This window comes from Edaphobacter paludis, from assembly GCF_039993895.1.
Taxonomy (GTDB): Bacteria; Acidobacteriota; Terriglobia; order Terriglobales; family Acidobacteriaceae; genus Edaphobacter; species Edaphobacter paludis.
The window spans coordinates 2,968,425-2,986,001 of sequence record NZ_CP121194.1 but is presented as its reverse complement, the minus strand read 5'-3'; the positions used below and the strand labels follow the sequence as shown (position 1 = coordinate 2,986,001).

The following is a 17,577-nucleotide window of genomic DNA, read 5'->3' as shown; positions in this document are numbered from 1 at the left end:
TTTGGGCGGAGGCGCTTTTTATGTCGTTTGGCATTTACGCAATTGGTTATCTCATTTTGATTGTGGGTGTGGCCTATCTGGCGCATCTGATGCATATTCCGCAGGCTTACATTGTGGCCGGCGCAATTATTCTGGTGGGAATTGGCATCGTCACTGGGGTGCAGAGTACACGACACAAAGATCCGAGCTAAAGGGAGCAAGGTATTTACGTGCTCGGATTTACACTGGATACGTGGATACTTCAACGATAGTCATTCTGGATTTTGGGTCGCAATATACGCAGTTGATTGCACGGCGTATTCGGGAATTCAACGTTTTTTCCGTAGTGCTGCCTTGCACTACTTCGCTTGAAAAAGTGCGTGAGCTGAAGCCGAAGGGCGTGATCCTTTCCGGTGGGCCTTGCTCGGTCTACGACGCGGACGCCCCGGCGGCGGACCCGGCGGTACTGGCGATGGGCGTGCCGGTGCTGGGTATTTGCTATGGGTTGCAGTTCATCGTGCATCATCTGGGAGGCAAGGTGCAGGCGGCTTCGGCGCGCGAGTACGGCCACGCCGAGGTGACGCTGGTGGCGGAGACTCCGCTGTTTCGCGGGCTGCCGCAGGCGCTCGATGTGTGGATGTCGCATGGAGATGAGGCGCTGGAGCTGCCGCAGGGTTTTGCGCTGACGGCGAAGACGGCGAATGCCGTGGCCGGAATTGCCGATGAGGCGCGGCGCATCTGGGCAGTGCAGTTTCATCCCGAGGTCGCGCATACGCGGCAGGGAATGGAGCTGTTGAAGAACTTTTGCCTCGATATCTGCGGGGCCAAGCAGGATTGGACGCCGGAGCACTTTATCCAGGCGACCGTTGCTCGTGTGAAGGCGCAGGTTGGCGATGGCCATGCCATCTGTGGCTTGAGCGGAGGCGTGGACTCGTCCGTTGCCGCGGTGTTGGTGGCGAAGGCGATTGGGGATCGTCTGACCTGCATCTTCGTGAACAACGGTGTGCTGCGCAAGGATGAGTTCCCCAAGGTGCAGAAGACCATGCGGGAACAGCTTGGGCTGAATGTTGTGGCCGTGGATGCTGGCGAGAGATTCCTGGCGAAACTGGCTGGCGTGACCGATCCAGAGAAGAAGCGGAAGGTAATTGGCAACGAGTTCATTGCCGTCTTCGACGACGAGGCAAAGAAGATTTTCGAAGCCGAAAAGCATGTCGGCGAGGAAGTTGCGTGGTTGGTGCAGGGGACGCTTTATCCTGACGTGATCGAGTCGTCGAGTGTGCATGGGCCGTCGCATACGATCAAAAGTCATCACAACGTCGGCGGTTTGCCTGCGGATATGAAGCTCAAATTGATTGAGCCGCTGCGGGACTTGTTCAAGGATGAAGTTCGGCGGATTGGCCGGGATCTGGGGATGCCCGAGGAGATTCTGGAGCGGCAGCCGTTCCCTGGGCCGGGGCTTGCAGTGAGGATTCTGGGCGAGGTGACTGCGGATCGCGTGGCCTTGCTGCAGGAGGCAGATGAGATTGTCGTCGCCGAGATCAAAGCGGCGGGGCTTTATCGCAAGGTTTGGCAGTCGTTCGCGGTGTTACTGCCGGTAAAGAGTGTCGGCGTGATGGGCGATCAGAGGACCTATGCCTACACTTGCGCCGTGCGAGCGGTCGAGTCGGAGGATGGGATGACCGCGGACTGGGCGCCTTTGCCTTACGAGGTGCTGAGGACGATTTCAAGCCGCATTGTGAGCGAGGTCCGCGGAATCAACCGTGTGGTGTATGACATTACCTCGAAGCCACCGGGGACGATTGAGTGGGAGTAGTGCTCTATTGATCTCGCTTCCGTTATCGATGGATGGCGCGTGATGGATCGGCGTGCATGACCTCAGAATGGCGAGCTACCGTCTGCACGACAATTCGGGTATCGCGGGGGAAGGTAATTTTCTTTCCGCGCGCGATCCATCTGTAGTAAACGGCTAGCGCGGCTCCATAGTAGCCGATGCCCGCCACGACGTTCGGCGATACGCCGGAGAGGCCGATGATAGATCCAACGAAACCCAGACCGGCAGCGCCGCCAGCGGCATTTTTTCCAAGCCCGTTGTCGCCGCCGCCGTCATGGTGATCTCGATCCAGTGGGCGGCTGGCGAGAAGGGCGAGAAAGATGGGCACACTGAGCTTGTCTTGTGGCTTTGACTTCACCTGGCCCTCGGAGTTGAGTGCAAGCGCCTGATCGGAGTCCGCGCCGGTGAGGGTGGTTTCAACATTCTGGGGCTCGCCTCCGGGAAGCGTCAGTTGGCGGAAGCTGAAGTTCAGAGTCCCGGTACGACCGAAGCGCCGCGCCGGCTTTGCTCTGGTCACGGCGCCCACGAGAGTTGCGCCCTGGGGAATTGCGATGGTGTGGTCCGGATTATAGATGGGTTGGGCGACGGTGGCCTTGATGACCTGTCCGGCGGTCGAAGTCTCGGAGCTAAGGGGATTAGCGAGATAAGCCTGGATGGTCCACATGCCGGGACCATTGTCGGGCGGGGCCTCTGCTGCGGGGATCGGCTTCTGCCAGAAATGATGCTTTGGCGCAGGGGCAATTGCGACTACAGGAGGAGCTGGCTGGGCTGGAATGTCTAGGGGAGCGCCCGTCTCTATAGTCCACGCTGTGCCCTTTTCGATGCGTTCGGGATGATAGGGCAGCCGATTGTAGACAAACTGTTTCAATCGGTCGCCTCTGCCGGGAGCAATAAAGATGGCGATATCGTCGCGAGCGATAGAGAGACCATTGTCGAACTGCTGGCGGAAGAATCCGCCTTTGGTCGGTGGCGGGGCGACGGCGCGGTAGATGGGAGAGCCGTCGGTGGCGGGGCCTGAAGAGAAGGGAAGAGTGGAACCATCGGAAAGGATGATCTGGGTGAAGCTGACCACGGGGATGTGGAAGGGGGTCAGGTCGCCACCGAGCCGTGCGCGAATACGGCGAGAGCGGTCGGAGCGGAGCTTGATGACCGTACCGGAGAGAATAGTGTGCTTGGGGAGGACAAGTTGATTGTCGACATAGACCGGGTAGATGAGTTCGGCGCGGACAGGCTGGCCGACGCGCATGGGTAGATGATCGTCCGTCTGGACAGGAAACGGAGTTCCGGCGGGGAGCGTGACGGAAGGTGTCTGACACAGCGCTGCGCACGATGTCAGCAGGAACGGCAGGAGCAGGGAGCGTCGGAACGTCATCTGGGTTGATGGTAACGCAGATGGATTAAGGAACGCTGAAGGGGGTTCGATGTCCGGCGTGCGACAGCAAACCTGCAAGAGCCGATTTGAACGGGGTATGCTGGTTTGCGTGTTGCTGCTGGCTATGAAAGGGACTTTGAATGAGGTTTTTGGCGGGATTGCTGGTGCTGGGATGTTTGGGTGCGCAGGGGATGGTGGCGCAGGAATCGCCTTCGCAAAAGATGGCGGCTACGGTGATCGCGGAGTGGCCCGCGGGAGTCATTACGACGACGGGACATCCGGCAACCTGGGGATATGAAGAGGGCGTGCTGCTGGATGGAATGGCAGCGGAGTGGCATACGACGGCGGACGGGCAGGACTTCCACTACATCAAGGCTGCGGTCGATAAGTATGTGACGGCAGATGGAACGATCACGGGATACAAGCCCGAGGCGCACAGTCTGGACAACATCGAGCTGGGTCGAGCGGTTTTGCTGGTCTATCGGGTGACGCAGCAGCCGAAGTACTACAAGGCGGCGAAGTTCCTGCACGATCAGCTTGAGGCGCAGCCGAGGACGGCGAGCGGCGGTTATTGGCATAAACAGATCTATCCCAACCAGATGTGGCTGGATGGCGCTTATATGGCGGAGCCGTTTCGTGCAGCTTATGCTGCTACGTTCCATGAGTCCGGAGACTTTGCCGATATTGCCAAGCAGTTGCTGCTGATGGATGCTCACATGCGCGAGCCGAAGACCGGGCTGATGCGACATGGATGGGATGAGTCGGAGAAGATGCCTTGGGCGAATCCGCAGACGGGTTTGTCGCCAGAGGTCTGGGGACGGGCGATGGGTTGGTATGCGATGGCGCTGGTCGATGTTCTGGACTGGTTGCCTCAGGACCAGCCGCAGCGGCCAGAGCTTGTCGCTGCGCTGAACCGGACGATGGCTGCGGTGGTGAAGTATCAGGATGCGAAGACCGGTCTTTGGTGGCAGGTGATGGACAAGGGCGGAAAAGCGGGCAACTATACGGAGGCTTCGGATAGCTGCATGTTCGTCTATGCGCTGGCCAAGGGCGTTCGCATGGGTTATCTGCCGCAGGCGGATGAGGTCAGCGCGCGGCGCGGATGGGACGGAGTCCAGAAGGCGTTTGTGACAACTGCCGATGGAAAGATGGCGCTGAGCGGGACAGTAGCGGTTGGAGGATTGGGAGGAAAGCCTTATCGCTCGGGAAGCTATGACTACTACATCGGCGAGAAGACGCGGGTGAACGATGCCAAAGGCATTGGCGCGTTTCTGTTGGCGGGAAGCGAGATGGAGCAGGCATCGACTGAGGCTTTGGGACAGGGAAAGACGGTGCTGGTTGATGCGTGGTTCAACTCGCAGACGCGGCAGAATGCAGCGGGACAGACGGAGCTGTTTCATTACAAATGGGACGATGACTCGAACAGTGGCTTCGCGTTTTTTGGACGGGTGTTTCAGCGATATGGCGCGAAACTGGCGACTGAGAAGACGGCACCGACTGCGGCGGATCTGAAGAAGGCGCAGATCTATATTCTGGCGTCGCCGGATATTCCGTCGAAGAATCCGAACCCGCATTACATGGACGAAGAGAGTGGCAAGGTGATCGCCGACTGGGTGAAGAGGGGCGGCGTTCTGCTGCTGATGGAGAACGATGGGCCGAATGCGGAGTTTGAGCATTTCAACACTCTCAGCGAGCGGTTTGGCATTCACTTCAACCAGGTGTTGGTGAACCACGTCGTCGGTGACGACCTTCCGGCAGGGGAGCTGGAGATTCCGGCAGGTACGGGTGTGTTTGAACATCCTCACCTGGCTTATATGAAGGACACCTGCACGATCTCGGTGAAGGGACCAGCGAAGGCCGTGGTCACCAAGGGCAGCGATGTGATGATCGCGGTGGCGAGGTATGGTAAGGGAACGGTGTTCGCCGTGGTCGATCCGTGGGTCTACAACGAGTATGTGGACCGGCGGAACCATCTGCCAGAGAAGTATGACAACTTAGCCGGGGCGATCGATCTGGCTGGCTGGGCGGTGCGGCAGTAGCTCGACTGGCATGATGCTTCCTTTCCGGAGATACCCCCTGTACTTTAGGTCCTAAAGTCTTCGAACGAGGGAGTTTAGATCTGGACTTGATGGTGGACTTGAGTCTGGATTTTGCGGCAAAATTGGAAGCCCCGGTCTTTGGACCGGGGCTTCTTTGTATGTGGACAGAAATGCGCCCAGCGCCTCACCGCCAACTTCACGGCCTCGGTGATGTCCGCAGGAAATACAAGTGAGAGCGCCAAGATCCCTGTCTGCGAAACATTGGAACAGACCGTCGCAGAGTCCAGCGACCGCGACGAGATGCCCATCCTCGAGCGCATGGGCTACGACCGCGCAACCGCGGCACTGATTGAGGAGGAGTCCTGGGCTGGCCCACCAAAGCCTAAAGCCGCCTCGCGGACAGCAGAGAGTAAACAGAAAGTCGAGCGCGAAAGTTTCATCGACGCGGCTCGCGTAAAGCTACCGCTGTCCAGACCGTTTCAACGCCTGGCCTGAAACCACATCTCTCTGCGTCACCGTGAAGATTCTGCCTGGATTCCCCATGTCCCGATTCTGAGACATGGGGCATCCGGCATTTGTCCCAACGGCCACCCAGAAAATGCTCTAATCAATTCATCGCCATGCCCAAGACCGCTGTTCTTCTCATCGACTGCCCCGACCGCAAAGGTCTCGTCGCCGCCATCGCCAACTTCCTGGTCCAGCAATACGACGCCAACATCCTCAACGCCGACCAGCATCAGGACGTAGAGCTGGGCCTCTTCTTCATGCGCATCGAGTTCGCCACCGATGACACCCTTTGCGACGAATCGCACTTTCACGCAGCCTTCGCGCCCCTTGCAGAGCGGTTCAAGATGAACTGGCGCCTCACCTTCGCCACTCCGCCCCAGAACGTAGCCATCTTTGTCTCTCACTACCTCCACTGCCTGGCCGACCTGCTCCATCGCCACCAGACGGGAGAGCTGAGCTGCAACCTCGCGCTCATCATCAGCAACCACGAAGCGGCACGCCCCCTGGCTGACTTCCACAAGATCCCCTTCCACTATCTTCCCCTTACCGCCGCCAATAAAACGCAGGTGGAAGAACAGCAGCTTGCGTTGCTCAGCGCTAATTCCATCGATATGGTCGTCCTCGCCCGCTACATGCAGGTCCTCTCGGCGGAGTTCGTCCGCGCCTATCCGCAGCGCATCATCAACGTGCACCACTCTTTTCTGCCCGCCTTCACGGGCGCGCGTCCCTACCATGCCGCCTTCGCCCGCGGAGTCAAGTTGATCGGAGCCACCAGCCACTATGTCACCGAGATCCTCGATGAAGGCCCCATCATCGAGCAGGATGTCACCCGCGTCTCACAGAATGACCAGCTACCCGACCTCATCCAGAAGGGCCGCGATCTCGAGCGCCTCGTCCTCTCTCGCGCCGTTCGCTGGCACCTCAACTACCGCATCCTCTCCTATGCCAACAAAACCGTAATCTTCGCCTAGTTTTTCTCGCGACCATAAAAAGGGCACATCCATTTCGGATGCGCCCTTCGATAACTTCCTTTAGATTACTTACCGGCAAGGGATGGAGCAGAAGCAGTAGAAGCACTCGCTCCTGTACTCACGCCGTCCAACTGCGCCTGATAAGCAATGATCTTTTTCAGCGTCTCGTACGGAACCTGCGAAATCGGCAGAAGATGCCCATTCACAGCAAGCTCCGGCGTCTGATTCACTCCCACATCTTCCGCGAGCTTGATCGAAGCATTCACCTGCTCCTTGATGGCCGGCGTCGCCGCACACGCATCGATCGCAGCCGGATCAAGTCCAGCCTTGGTCACGGCGTTCTTCAGCGTGGCGTCAGCCGTCTCCGCCGTCAAACCAGCCTGCGTGTCGAATACCGCCGAGGCGTATGTAAAGAAGGCGTCATTCTTCTGCTTCTGCACGCAATATCCATAAGCCGCAGCCTTGAATGCGAAGGGATGAATCTGCGCCAGGGGAAAGCTCTGAAAGACCACGCGAGCATTCGGGAAATCCTTCACCAACTGGTCCATCGTCGCCTGCGCTTCCTTGCAGTGCGGGCATTCCAGATCAGCAAACTCAACCAGCAACAAGTCCTTGCTTGCCGCTCCACGCGACGCGCCATCGGCACGCGTCTGCAGTATCTTGCGCAGCTCTGCAAACGGCGTCGCGCCAAACGGAACTACGCCATCGCCGGCAATCACATGGTTCCCGTCTGGCGTAACAAAAAATGCTGCGGTCTGCACCTTCGCATTCGGGGACTTATCCGAGATAAAGACAACGACCTTGCTCACGCCCGGCGCGGCTGTCGTCTGGATGGCTTCAACCCGCCAGATACGGTTGTCATCGTATCCCCACAATGCCTTGAGAAAAGCATTCACCGTATCTACCGTCGGCGAAGGTGCAGTAAAGTATTTCGGGTTCGCAGGCGGAAACGGGTCCGCTTTGACCGTCTGTCCCAGATCGTTCAAATGCAGCGCCGGAGCCGGAGCGTTTGTCTTCGGTGCCGTACCCGTCGTCCCTGTCTGTGCCCCCGCGACTACAGCAACGCTGAGAACTGACGCCAATCCTGCCAACATCCATTTTGAAATCTTCAAAGAATCTTTCCTCCGCCGCCGCTCTACGCGTGCAGCACTTCTATTACACCTGAACCTATTACACCTGAACCTATTACACCTGAACCTATTACACCTGAACCTATTACACCTGAACCTATTACACCTGAACCCGGACCGCTATGGGAAACCGGCGGCCCGTTCCAAACGATTTTCTTGTTACCTTCAGCACCGGCGCCGCCTGCTGCCGCTTGTATTCGCTGCGCTCAACCAATTGTAGGACGGACCGTACCAGAGCAACGTCAACCTCCTGCTCCTCCGCAATCTGTTCGGCGGAACAGTATCGTTCCACGTAGGCCTCCAGGATCGGGTCCAGCACCTCATAGGGTGGTAACGAGTCCGTATCCCGTTGCTCTGGCCGCAACTCTGCCGACGGCGGCTTCTCGATCGTCGCCCATGGGATCACCTCGCGCTTCCGGTTCACATACCGGCTCAGCTTGTAGACCTTCGTCTTCATTACGTCGCCAATCACTGCCAGCGCGCCCACCATATCACCGTAAAGCGTGCAATAGCCCGTCGACATCTCGCTCTTATTGCCCGTCGTCAGCACCAGTGAACCGAACTTGTTCGCCAACGCCATCAGCAGCGAGCCGCGTATCCGGGCCTGCAAATTCTCTTCCGCCAGCCCAAACGGCGTTCCTTCAAAGAGAGGCCTCAATGTCTGTTGATACTGAGCAAACACATCATGGATCGGCAACAGCTCGAACCTCACTCCAAGATTCTTCGCCAAGGCCCTCGCATCTTCAATCGATCCCAGAGAAGAATACTCGCTCGGCATTCCTACTCCAAGGACGTTCTCCGCCCCCAGCGCCTCCACCGCAATCGCCGCCACCAGCGCCGAATCGATGCCTCCGCTCAGTCCCACCACCGCCCTGGTAAATCCGCACTTGCGCACATAGTCCCGCGTCCCCAGCACCAGAGCCTTCCAAACCTCCGCAGTCTCATCCGACGCAGGAGCACTAGCTGCCGTCGCGCCAGACCCAAAGCCCACAGTATCAAAGATCACAAGGTCCTCAGCGAACGAACTTCCCCGTGCCAGGACGCGACCCTTTGGCCCAATCACGAGCGATGAGCCATCAAAGACCAATCCATCGTTACCGCCCACCTGGTTCACCATAGCGACGTAAGCGCCATGGCGCTCCGCCAGAGCCGCCAGCATCTTCTGTCGCACCTCGGGCTTACCCTGCCAGTACGGCGACGCTGAAATATTCAAGATAATCCGCTGCTTTCCAGCCAAATCGTCCGGCTGCGCGCCCCACTGCCCCATCAGGGCCTCCACCGGATCTACCTGGTACATGGGCCGCGGCCAGAATCCCTTATCGTTCCAGGCATCCTCGCAGATCGTAATCGCCAGCGGTTGTCCATCAAAAACCGTCAGGGTCTGCTCAACCGCAGGCTCAAAGTAGCGCTGCTCATCGAACACGTCATAGAACGGCAGCAGCATCTTCTGCTGCACAAAACTAACGTGTCCGCCACGCAGTAATGCAGCCACATTGCGCACGCGCTTGCCTACGGGCGATTGAGTCGGCATCACCGTTCCGCACAAAATCGCCGGACGCCCGCTCCCTGCCGTCCATGAAGCAATCTCTGCCGCCCCCTGATCCGCACGGGCGATAAAGGAAGCCTTCTCCAGAAAATCAGCGGGCGGATATCCGCATACCGCAAGCTCCGGAAAGATAACCAGGCTCACGCCCTGTTCATGAGCGCGTGCAGCATATTCAAGTATCTTTTTGGTATTCCCGGCGAAGTCCCCAACCGTCGGATTAATCTGCGCGAGAGCTATCTTCACAGGTCTAAGTCTACTGCTTAGGTGCCCGTTCCGCTCAACACTACATGCACCGTTCGCGCCAGAATCTTTAGGTCAAGCCAGAGGCTCCAGTTCTCCACATAAGCCGTATCCAGCGAGATATAGCTGTCGAACGACGGGTCCTGTCGGGCCTCCACCTGCCAAAGCCCGGTAATTCCTGGCAGCACATCCAGCCTGCGCAGGTGCGCCAGGTCATACTGCTCGACCTCGGCAGCCATGGGAGGCCGCGGACCCACCAGGCTCATATCTCCGCGCAGCACGTTATAAAACTGCGGCAGCTCATCCAGCGAATATTTTCGCAGCACTGCTCCCACTCGCGTGATGCGGGGATCGTTGGCAATCTTGAAGAGAATGCCGTCTCTCTCATTCATATGCTCCAGATCGGCCTTCAACTTCTCGGCATCTTTTACCATGGTCCGGAATTTGTAGCAGCAGAACGTCCGCCCCTTCCGTCCAATTCGCTCCGCTCCATAAAAGATCGTTCCCTTGGAGTCCCAGCGAATAGCAATGGCAATCGCCAGCATCACAGGGGAGGCCACCACCAGCGCAGCCGATGCCAGAACTATATCCATCGCGCGTTTCAACAGAAATGCGCCCATGGGGAAATCCCGGCGGTGCAGCGGAATCGTCGGAAACTGGCCGATATATTCGACCGGCGCATTCCACGCCAGCCCGTCATACATGTCCGGCACAACGCGGACATCAATCCCGGCCGTGCGTGCTTCTTCCACCATGCCGATGACCAGTTTCTTATCTGCAGGAACGGAAAAGAAAATCTCATCCACAAACAACGACCGCGCCAGCGAAAGGCAGTTGCGTACATCACCAATCACGTCGGCGTCGCCGGACTCCGCCTCCCGTTCGGTCAGCGCTACAAACCCTTTGAAGCGGAATCCCAGATGGTTCAATGACTCCAGATGGTTCCGCAGTGCATACCCCACCCGGCCCGCGCCCACAATCAGCACGTTACGCGTCTCTATGCCCTCCCGGAAGCGCTTATAGGCCATCCGCCGCCACACCGCCCGGCGCACGCACAACAACACCGCCGAAAACAGCACGACCAGCGCAACCACAATACGTGAGACCGCAATCCCATTGAACAAATACAGCGCGCCGCACAGCAGAAGCCCCGACATCAAGGACGCCTGCACCGTCATCCTCTGTTCATGCAGGCCACTGCGGTTTTGTATGGGACCGTACAGTCCATACGAACGAGCAAAGAAGATGAGGCAAGCCGCAAACCAGCCAATATACAAAAACAGGACCCGAGGCGATGCCTCGATCAGGTCGGGCACGACATACAGCACGTGAACCTGCGGTGGCAACGCAATCCGAACGCGCAGCGCCAGAATCACGGCCAAAAAAATAGTCAGCAGATCCAGCGATGCCCACACCATGCTGGTCACCGATGGCCTGCGAAATAATCCAAATCGCGTCGAATAAGTACGTCGGTCGCGGACAGCCCTCGCGCGTGCCGAAACGATAACCTGTTGCAGATAATCCGGTGTCGCCATAGCGAACGCCTCTTTACTGTGATATCCCTTTGACTTCACAGTCGGTAAGATGCCAGAAATAACCCCAGGCATGTTGCGCGATAAAAATTTTCAAATGCTGCAAGAGTGCTGCAAGGTAGAGACACGGTTCAGGGCACAAAGTTCTTTCGCTAACTTCAACAAATCAAAGCTCGCAGAATTCTGCCCGAACCTACATGTTCACTTTTAAGCATACGTCGGTCCGATCAGCATAGCAATCAAATTTGCAAACTTTTGCCACGTAACTTTGCTCCAGATTATTGTCGTGACCCAGATTCATTACCTTTGTCTACACGGGCATCGTCAACTCATCCATGGCGAGAAATTCCTTCAGCACCGGGTCGTCGCTCTGCTCCATCTCCTCCATCGTTCCAAAGAAATGCGCCTTCCCTCCGTGCAGCAACACCACACGGTCGGCAAGTTTTTTCGCAAACCGGGTATCGTGGGTCACAACAACGCTCGTCAGATGCAGTTGCTGCTTCAGCCGCTCTATCAAATTTCCCAGCAAATGAGCCATCAGAGGATCCACCATCGTCGTTGGCTCGTCATAAAGCACCGCTTCCGGCTGCGCCGCCAGGGCGCGCGCGATTGCTACGGATCGCTTCATTCCCGTGGACAGATCCGACGGCAGCAAACCTTCCATCCCCGCCACACCCACCATCTCCAGCAGTCCCTTTACGATCTGGTGAATCTGTTCCTCCGCCAGTTCTCCACGCTCCCGCAGGGGAAACGCCACATTCTCCCCCACCGAGATCGAATCGAACAGCGCCCCATTCTGAAACACCATCGTGACCTTGCGCCGAATCACTTGCAACTGCTGCTCATTGAGCCCGCAGATATCCTCGCCCGCTACACGGATGATTCCCTTGTCCGGCTTCAAAAACCCCAACAACATCTGCAGCGACACCGACTTACCCACGCCGCTGCGCCCCATGATGCACAGCGTCTCTCCCGAATTGACGCAGAAACTGACATCGTCCAGCACCACAAAGTCGCCGAATGATTTGTGCACATGCTCAAACGAGATATACGAACCGGGCTTATTTCTAACATCCGGCACAGCTTCAGCCGCAGCCTCATTCTGCTGCGCGGCCTGATCCATAAATTCTTCAACCGCAGGCGACACCTCCGCAGATACGTCCGCGGTTAACGAAGTGTCCGCATTCGCAACCGCAGTTTCTGCATCCGACACATGCGACGATCCCTCATGGTCTGTCGCCTCAACCGGCCGCGTGTTCTTCTGCCGCGGGTCACTTTCCCTGTTCAGCTCCATCATCGTCTCTACTTTCAGTTGTGCCTGCTCTTCCATCAGATGCGCCAAGAGGCTGTTCTTATGCAATTCCTGTGAATTAGTCCGTGTCCAGCACTCCGGCAACAGCCGCAGCCGCGGCAAACTCCTCAGGCGTATTGAGATTCGCAAACCAAAGATGCATCGCCTCACGCTGCATCTCTGTCGGAGTCCATCCTGCGTCAAAATCCTCGAAAGCATCGGAACGCTCAGGCAAATTCAGAAATACCCGATCAAACTCAATTCCCTGTGCCGCCGCAAGCTCTCTCCCTGCCTCCACTAATACCGGAAACAACTTGAATTCACCCCGAGTCACTGCCCCGCCTACGAACGGAGCAACATCCTTATGCAGCAGACAAAGTGCAGGCTGTGGCCTGCCGTCCACCGTAAATAAGGCCACCCTGGCACACTCCAGCCCCGCCACCTTTCTTACCCACGCGCGTAGAAACCCCGCGGGCAAAAACGGCATATCCACAGCCATGAACAGGTTCCACGGTCTCGCCGATTGCAAGAGTGCCGCCTCGATCCCGCCCAACGGCCCGCACCCCTCATGCAGATCCCGAACCAGCGGCGCATAAGCCTCCAGCTCCGCCCTGTTTCCCACAACAGAAACCTCCGCGCAGACCTGCCGCAGCTTCTCCACCGCCCGCTGCGCCAACGGTTTCCCCGCCAATTCCAGCAGGGCCTTGTCTTGCCCCATGCGTGAACTCCTGCCCCCCGCCAGCACATAGCCACTCACGTCAGCAGGAGTTCGCCCCACCATCAAGCACCCAGCCGCGCAAAGAACCGCACAATCGATTCAATCCCACGATGAAAATTAGCCAGATGGAACTTCTCATTCGGTGCATGAAGATTGTCATCGGGCAGCCCAAATCCCATCATCACCGTAGGGATCTTCAACTCGCGCTCAAAGTCCCCCACAATCGGGATCGACCCGCCTCCACGCACAAACACTGTCTCTTTGCCGAAGACCTCATGCATCGCTGCCGTCGCTGCCCGAACATACTCATTGTCCGTGCTCACCACAATCGCATCGCCAGCATGAATCAGCCTGACCTCCACCTCAATCCCCTTCGGGCAGATCGATTCCACATAAGCCTTGTACTGCATAAAACTCTCCGCAGGCGTCATATCCGGAACCAGCCGCATACTCACCTTCGCGACAGCCTTCGCCGGAATCACCGTCTTCGCGCCCGCCCCGGTAAACCCACCCGGCATCCCGTGTACATCGAGCGTAGGCCGCGCCCAGGTCCGCTCCAGCACGCTATACCCCGGCTCCCCGGTCAATGCGATTGAGCCCACCTCCGTCTCGCGATAGTGCTCTTCATCAAACGAGAGTGCCTTCCACGCCTTCAGCTCCGCGTCCGTAGGTTTCTCAACCTTGTCATAGAACCCGGGAATCAGAATCTTCCCGTCCTCATCCTTCAGTTTCGCAATCACCTGCGCCAGCGCAACAAAAGGATTCGGAGCCGCACCGCCATACATCCCCGAGTGCAAATCCGTCCGCGCCCCCCGCGCCTCGATCTCCGTATAGATCATCCCGCGCAATCCCACACACAGCGTAGGCAGCTCAGGAGCAAACATCTCCGTATCCGAGACCAGCGCAACATCGGCCTTCAGCTTCTCACCATGCTCCCGCACAAACGCGGCAATCCCCTCGCCGCCAACCTCTTCCTCTCCCTCGACGATCACGCGCACATTGACCGGCAGCTTACCCCCACCCGCCGCCATCAGAGATTCCAGCGCCTTCACATGCATCCACATCTGCCCCTTGTCATCCACCGCCCCACGAGCATAGATGTTCCCATCTCGCTCCGTAGGCTCAAACGGCGGTGTCTTCCACTCCTCCAGAGGATCGGGCGGCTGCACATCGTAGTGCCCATAGCAAAGCACGGTAGGCTTGCCTTCAGCATGCAGCCAATCCGCATAAACCAGCGGGTGTCCAAGCCGTGGCGGCACTACCCGCGTTTGGCCCGCTGCATCCGCAATCATCTCTTCGTCGGTGCTCGTCTCAATCAGACGAACGTTCTCCATTCCAATGCGCTTCAGTTCGGCCGCCACAAACTCCGCCGCCCGGCGCACGTCGCCCACATGTTCCGGCAGCGTGGATACTGAAGGAATCCGCAGCAACGCCTTCAGCTCCTCAACAAACCGCGCCTGATTCTTCTCTGCAAACCCAACCGCCGCTGTAGTATTATTCGTCGTCACCGCTTCATCTCCCCATCCGCCTGTCAAGCCGCACACAGCGAACCATAAGTATATGAAACATTCGCCCGCCAAGCCCAAACCCGAATCATCTATCCATAGCCCAGCGTTCCTGCATCAAAACATCAGCAACCATTCCGCATTTTAGGAGGAAACATATGACCACCTCCCAGCAAGACGGCACCATGATCGACAAACAGGCGCAGTTCGATCTGCTCAAAGAGATAGCCGACTCCGAGCAAAAGAAGCCCTGGCCCGCCGGTCACTATGCTAAAACGCTCTTCAAAAAGCACGATTTCAGAATCGTTCTTATCACCATGGAAAAAGCCGCCAAGATGAAGGAGCACCACGCTGACGGCACCATCTCCGTCCAGGTTCTCAAGGGTCAGATAAATCTCAACGTCAACGGCCATCCGCACGATCTCCGTGTCGGCAATCTCTTCACCCTCGCCGCCTCCATCCGTCACGATGTCGAAGCGGTCGAAGACTCAGCCTTCCTGTTGACCATCTCCTGGCCCAGCGACGAGGAACTCGCAGCCATGAAGCACCGCGGCTACGGCACCTAGCCCGTCGTTCTAAAAATAGGGATCAAGTGGCGACCTACAAGATCAAATTGAAGAGCCGCAACGAAGTGGCCTCCGGCACCATGGCCTTTCACTTCGAAAAGCCACCCGGCTTCAGCTTCCAACCCGGCCAATGCGGCGACTTCACTCTTTCCAACCCGCCCCAGACCGATGCCGAGGGTAATAAGCGCAGTTTTACACTTGCCAGCGCACCCTACGAAGACGACCTCATCATCACCACGCGAATGCGCGACACCGCCTTCAAACGCTCCTTGAAGATCATCGCCCTCGGCACCGAAGTTGAACTCGAAGCCCCCTGGGGCGAACTCACTCTCCACGACGACGCCCGCATCCCCGCCGTCTTCCTCACCGGTGGCATCGGCATCACTCCCGTCAGAAGCATCGTCCTTCAAGCTACCCACGACAAGCTCGCACATCCGCTCTTCGTCTTCTACTCCAATCGAACTGCCAACGACGCAGCCTTCCTCGACGAACTCCTCGCGGCTGAGAAGGCGAACCCCCACTTCACGCTCATCACCACCATGACCGAAGTCGATAACTCCTACACGCAATGGAGCGGTGAAACCGGCTACATCACCGAAGCGATGCTCCGAAAGCACCTTCCCGACCTCGACCGTCCGATCTACTATCTCACCGGCCCACCACAGATGGTCGCCGCAATGCAGAAGCTCCTCAAAAACGCTAGGGTAAGAGAAGCCAACGTCCGCTCCGAAGAGTTTTCAGGCTATTGATATAAAAAATCGGGTTATTGATTGGGAAGAGAACTCATGATCAAGCTCAAACGAGTCTACGAAGCTCCCGCCAAAGAAGACGGCGCCCGCATCCTCGTAGACCGCCTCTGGCCTCGCGGACTCACCAAAGAAAGAGCCCGCGTCGATCTTTGGCTAAAAGAAATCGCCCCCAGCACGGAGCTAAGAAAATGGTTCGCCCACGACCCAGCCAAATGGCCCGAATTCCAAATCCGCTATAAAGCCGAATTGAAAAATAACCCCGAACAAGTAGCGCTTCTGAAGAAAGAGATAGCAAAAGGCCCGACGACCCTCCTCTACGGAGCAAAAGACGAGCAGCACAACGAAGCCATCGTTCTCCAGCACTTTCTAAGCCGCTGAGCTCACCCTCGGCTGGGAGTAGTCCCCAGCAACTCCCGCGCAATCACCATCCGCTGAATCTCACTCGTCCCCTCACCAATCGTGCACAGCTTCACGTCGCGGTAAAACTTCTCTGCCGGATAGTCCTTGATGAACCCATACCCGCCGTGAATCTGCACCCCTTCATCGCAGATCCGGCACGCCGCCTCGCTGGCAAACAGCTTCGCCATCGCCGCCTCGCGCGTCACCCTTTGCCCTTTATCTTTCATCTGCGCCGCCCGCATCGTCAGCAGCCACGCGGCGTCAAGCTGCGTCGCCATGTCCGCCAGCTTGAACTGGATCGCCTGAAACTCGCTGATCGCCTTGCCGAACTGCCGCCGCTGCTGTGCATACTTCATCGCCGCATCGAGCGCCCCTCGAGCCATCCCCAGGCTCAGCGCCGCAATCGAAATCCGGCCCCCATCCAACACCCGCATCGCATCTTTAAATCCCTCTCCCAGCTTGCCCACCAGATTCTCCCCCGGAATCTCGCACTCCTCAAAGATCAGCTCCGAAGTATCGCTCGCCCGCAGCCCCAGCTTGTTTTCCTTCTTCCCTGCACGGAACCCCTTCGTCCCCTTCTCCACCACAAACGCCGAAATTCCCCGCGTGCCCTGCTCCCGGTCCGTCACCGCAAGCACCACGGAGCAGTCCGCATGGCTGCCATTCGTAATAAATGTTTTGCTGCCATTCAGCACCCACTTATCCCCACGCTTAACCGCTGTAGTCCGCGCCCCCGCCGCGTCCGAACCGGACCCTGGCTCCGTCAGTCCCCACGCCCCCAGCCACTGTCCGCTGGCTAGCTTCGTAACCCACCGCTGCCGCTGGTCATCATTGCCCGCCAGCATAATGTGGTTCGTACAAAGCGAGTTATGCGAAGCCACAATAATACCTATGCTCCCGTCCACCCGCGACAGCTCCTCCACCGCCAGCACATACTCCACATAGCCCATCCCCGCGCCACCCAGCGCCTCCGGAAAGATAATCCCCATCAATCCCATCGGTCCCAGCTTCTTCACTACCTCATCGGGAAACAGGCTCTTCTCGTCCCACTCCGAGACATGCGGCGCAATCTCCCGCTCCGCAAACGCCCGCACCTCTTTCCGTAACTGTTCCTGTTCTTCAGTTAGCCCAAACATCCGCAAACCTCCACACCATAACTAAAACTAATCAACCTATCACATCCGTGCATACCTCGGCAGCAA

16 protein-coding genes are annotated in these 17,577 nt (G+C 57.8%); 8 read left to right on the top strand and 8 right to left on the bottom strand.

The genetic code is table 11. The features are described from left to right. Positions 1-20 precede the first annotated feature (20 nt). Together P4G45_RS12415 and guaA are read left to right on the top strand one after the other, a co-directional pair. Positions 21-191, top strand: a complete 171-nt coding sequence (locus P4G45_RS12415; protein WP_348266795.1) for a hypothetical protein — start codon at positions 21-23, stop codon at positions 189-191. A gap of 41 nt (positions 192-232) precedes the next feature. After that, positions 233-1,792, top strand: coding sequence for a glutamine-hydrolyzing GMP synthase (gene guaA / locus P4G45_RS12410; protein ID WP_348266794.1), 1,560 nt, complete (start codon positions 233-235; stop codon positions 1,790-1,792). A gap of 22 nt (positions 1,793-1,814) precedes the next feature. On the opposite strand, the gene P4G45_RS12405 is transcribed toward guaA, so the two are convergent. Continuing rightward, positions 1,815-3,182: a hypothetical protein gene (locus P4G45_RS12405; protein WP_348266793.1), complete on the bottom strand. Its 1,368-nt coding sequence runs from the start codon at positions 3,180-3,182 to the stop codon at positions 1,815-1,817. A 140-nt stretch (positions 3,183-3,322) separates the two neighbouring features. Here P4G45_RS12405 and P4G45_RS12400 point away from each other — a divergent pair, with 140 nt between their 5' ends. From P4G45_RS12400 to purU, 3 genes are all read left to right on the top strand, one after another. Next, entirely contained in the window at positions 3,323-5,221 is a 1,899-nt protein-coding gene (locus P4G45_RS12400; RefSeq protein ID WP_348266792.1) for a glycoside hydrolase family 88 protein, read from the top strand. A gap of 138 nt (positions 5,222-5,359) precedes the next feature. Then, entirely contained in the window at positions 5,360-5,716 is a 357-nt protein-coding gene (locus tag P4G45_RS12395) for a hypothetical protein (protein WP_348266791.1), read from the top strand. Positions 5,717-5,841: 125 nt separating this feature from the next. Beyond that, positions 5,842-6,699, top strand: coding sequence for a formyltetrahydrofolate deformylase (purU, locus tag P4G45_RS12390; protein ID WP_348266790.1), 858 nt, complete (start codon positions 5,842-5,844; stop codon positions 6,697-6,699). A gap of 65 nt (positions 6,700-6,764) precedes the next feature. Here the strand turns inward: purU and P4G45_RS12385 are convergent, their stop codons facing one another. The 6 genes from P4G45_RS12385 to P4G45_RS12360 form a co-directional block, all read right to left on the bottom strand. After that, entirely contained in the window at positions 6,765-7,811 is a 1,047-nt protein-coding gene (locus tag P4G45_RS12385) for a thioredoxin domain-containing protein (RefSeq protein ID WP_348266789.1), read from the bottom strand. Positions 7,812-7,929: 118 nt separating this feature from the next. Beyond that, positions 7,930-9,618 carry an NAD+ synthase gene (locus tag P4G45_RS12380; RefSeq protein ID WP_348266788.1) on the bottom strand — a complete coding sequence of 563 codons (1,689 nt, stop codon included), beginning with the start codon at positions 9,616-9,618 and terminating at the stop codon, positions 7,930-7,932. A gap of 17 nt (positions 9,619-9,635) precedes the next feature. Beyond that, complete coding sequence (locus P4G45_RS12375; RefSeq protein WP_348266787.1) at positions 9,636-11,150, bottom strand: sugar transferase; 1,515 nt, start codon at positions 11,148-11,150, stop codon at positions 9,636-9,638. Between the two features lie 307 nt (positions 11,151-11,457). Continuing rightward, complete coding sequence (locus P4G45_RS12370; RefSeq protein WP_348266786.1) at positions 11,458-12,489, bottom strand: ATP-binding cassette domain-containing protein; 1,032 nt, start codon at positions 12,487-12,489, stop codon at positions 11,458-11,460. A gap of 28 nt (positions 12,490-12,517) precedes the next feature. Next, positions 12,518-13,156: a molybdenum cofactor guanylyltransferase gene (locus P4G45_RS12365; RefSeq protein WP_373695286.1), complete on the bottom strand. Its 639-nt coding sequence runs from the start codon at positions 13,154-13,156 to the stop codon at positions 12,518-12,520. A 62-nt stretch (positions 13,157-13,218) separates the two neighbouring features. After that, positions 13,219-14,664: a dipeptidase gene (locus tag P4G45_RS12360; RefSeq protein ID WP_348266784.1), complete on the bottom strand. Its 1,446-nt coding sequence runs from the start codon at positions 14,662-14,664 to the stop codon at positions 13,219-13,221. A gap of 155 nt (positions 14,665-14,819) precedes the next feature. Here P4G45_RS12360 and P4G45_RS12355 point away from each other — a divergent pair, with 155 nt between their 5' ends. From P4G45_RS12355 to P4G45_RS12345, 3 genes are read left to right on the top strand one after another with little or no spacing between them, the layout of a single operon-like run. Continuing rightward, positions 14,820-15,227 carry a cupin domain-containing protein gene (locus P4G45_RS12355; RefSeq protein ID WP_348266783.1) on the top strand — a complete coding sequence of 136 codons (408 nt, stop codon included), beginning with the start codon at positions 14,820-14,822 and terminating at the stop codon, positions 15,225-15,227. Positions 15,228-15,253: 26 nt separating this feature from the next. Then, on the top strand, positions 15,254-15,976 hold the full coding sequence (locus P4G45_RS12350) for an FAD-dependent oxidoreductase (RefSeq protein ID WP_348266782.1): 723 nt from the start codon (positions 15,254-15,256) through the stop codon (positions 15,974-15,976). A gap of 36 nt (positions 15,977-16,012) precedes the next feature. Further along, positions 16,013-16,354: a DUF488 domain-containing protein gene (locus P4G45_RS12345; protein ID WP_348266781.1), complete on the top strand. Its 342-nt coding sequence runs from the start codon at positions 16,013-16,015 to the stop codon at positions 16,352-16,354. 2 nt (positions 16,355-16,356) lie between these two features. Here the strand turns inward: P4G45_RS12345 and P4G45_RS12340 are convergent, their stop codons facing one another. Beyond that, positions 16,357-17,511, bottom strand: a complete 1,155-nt coding sequence (locus tag P4G45_RS12340) for an acyl-CoA dehydrogenase (protein WP_348266780.1) — start codon at positions 17,509-17,511, stop codon at positions 16,357-16,359. Positions 17,512-17,577 lie beyond the last annotated feature (66 nt).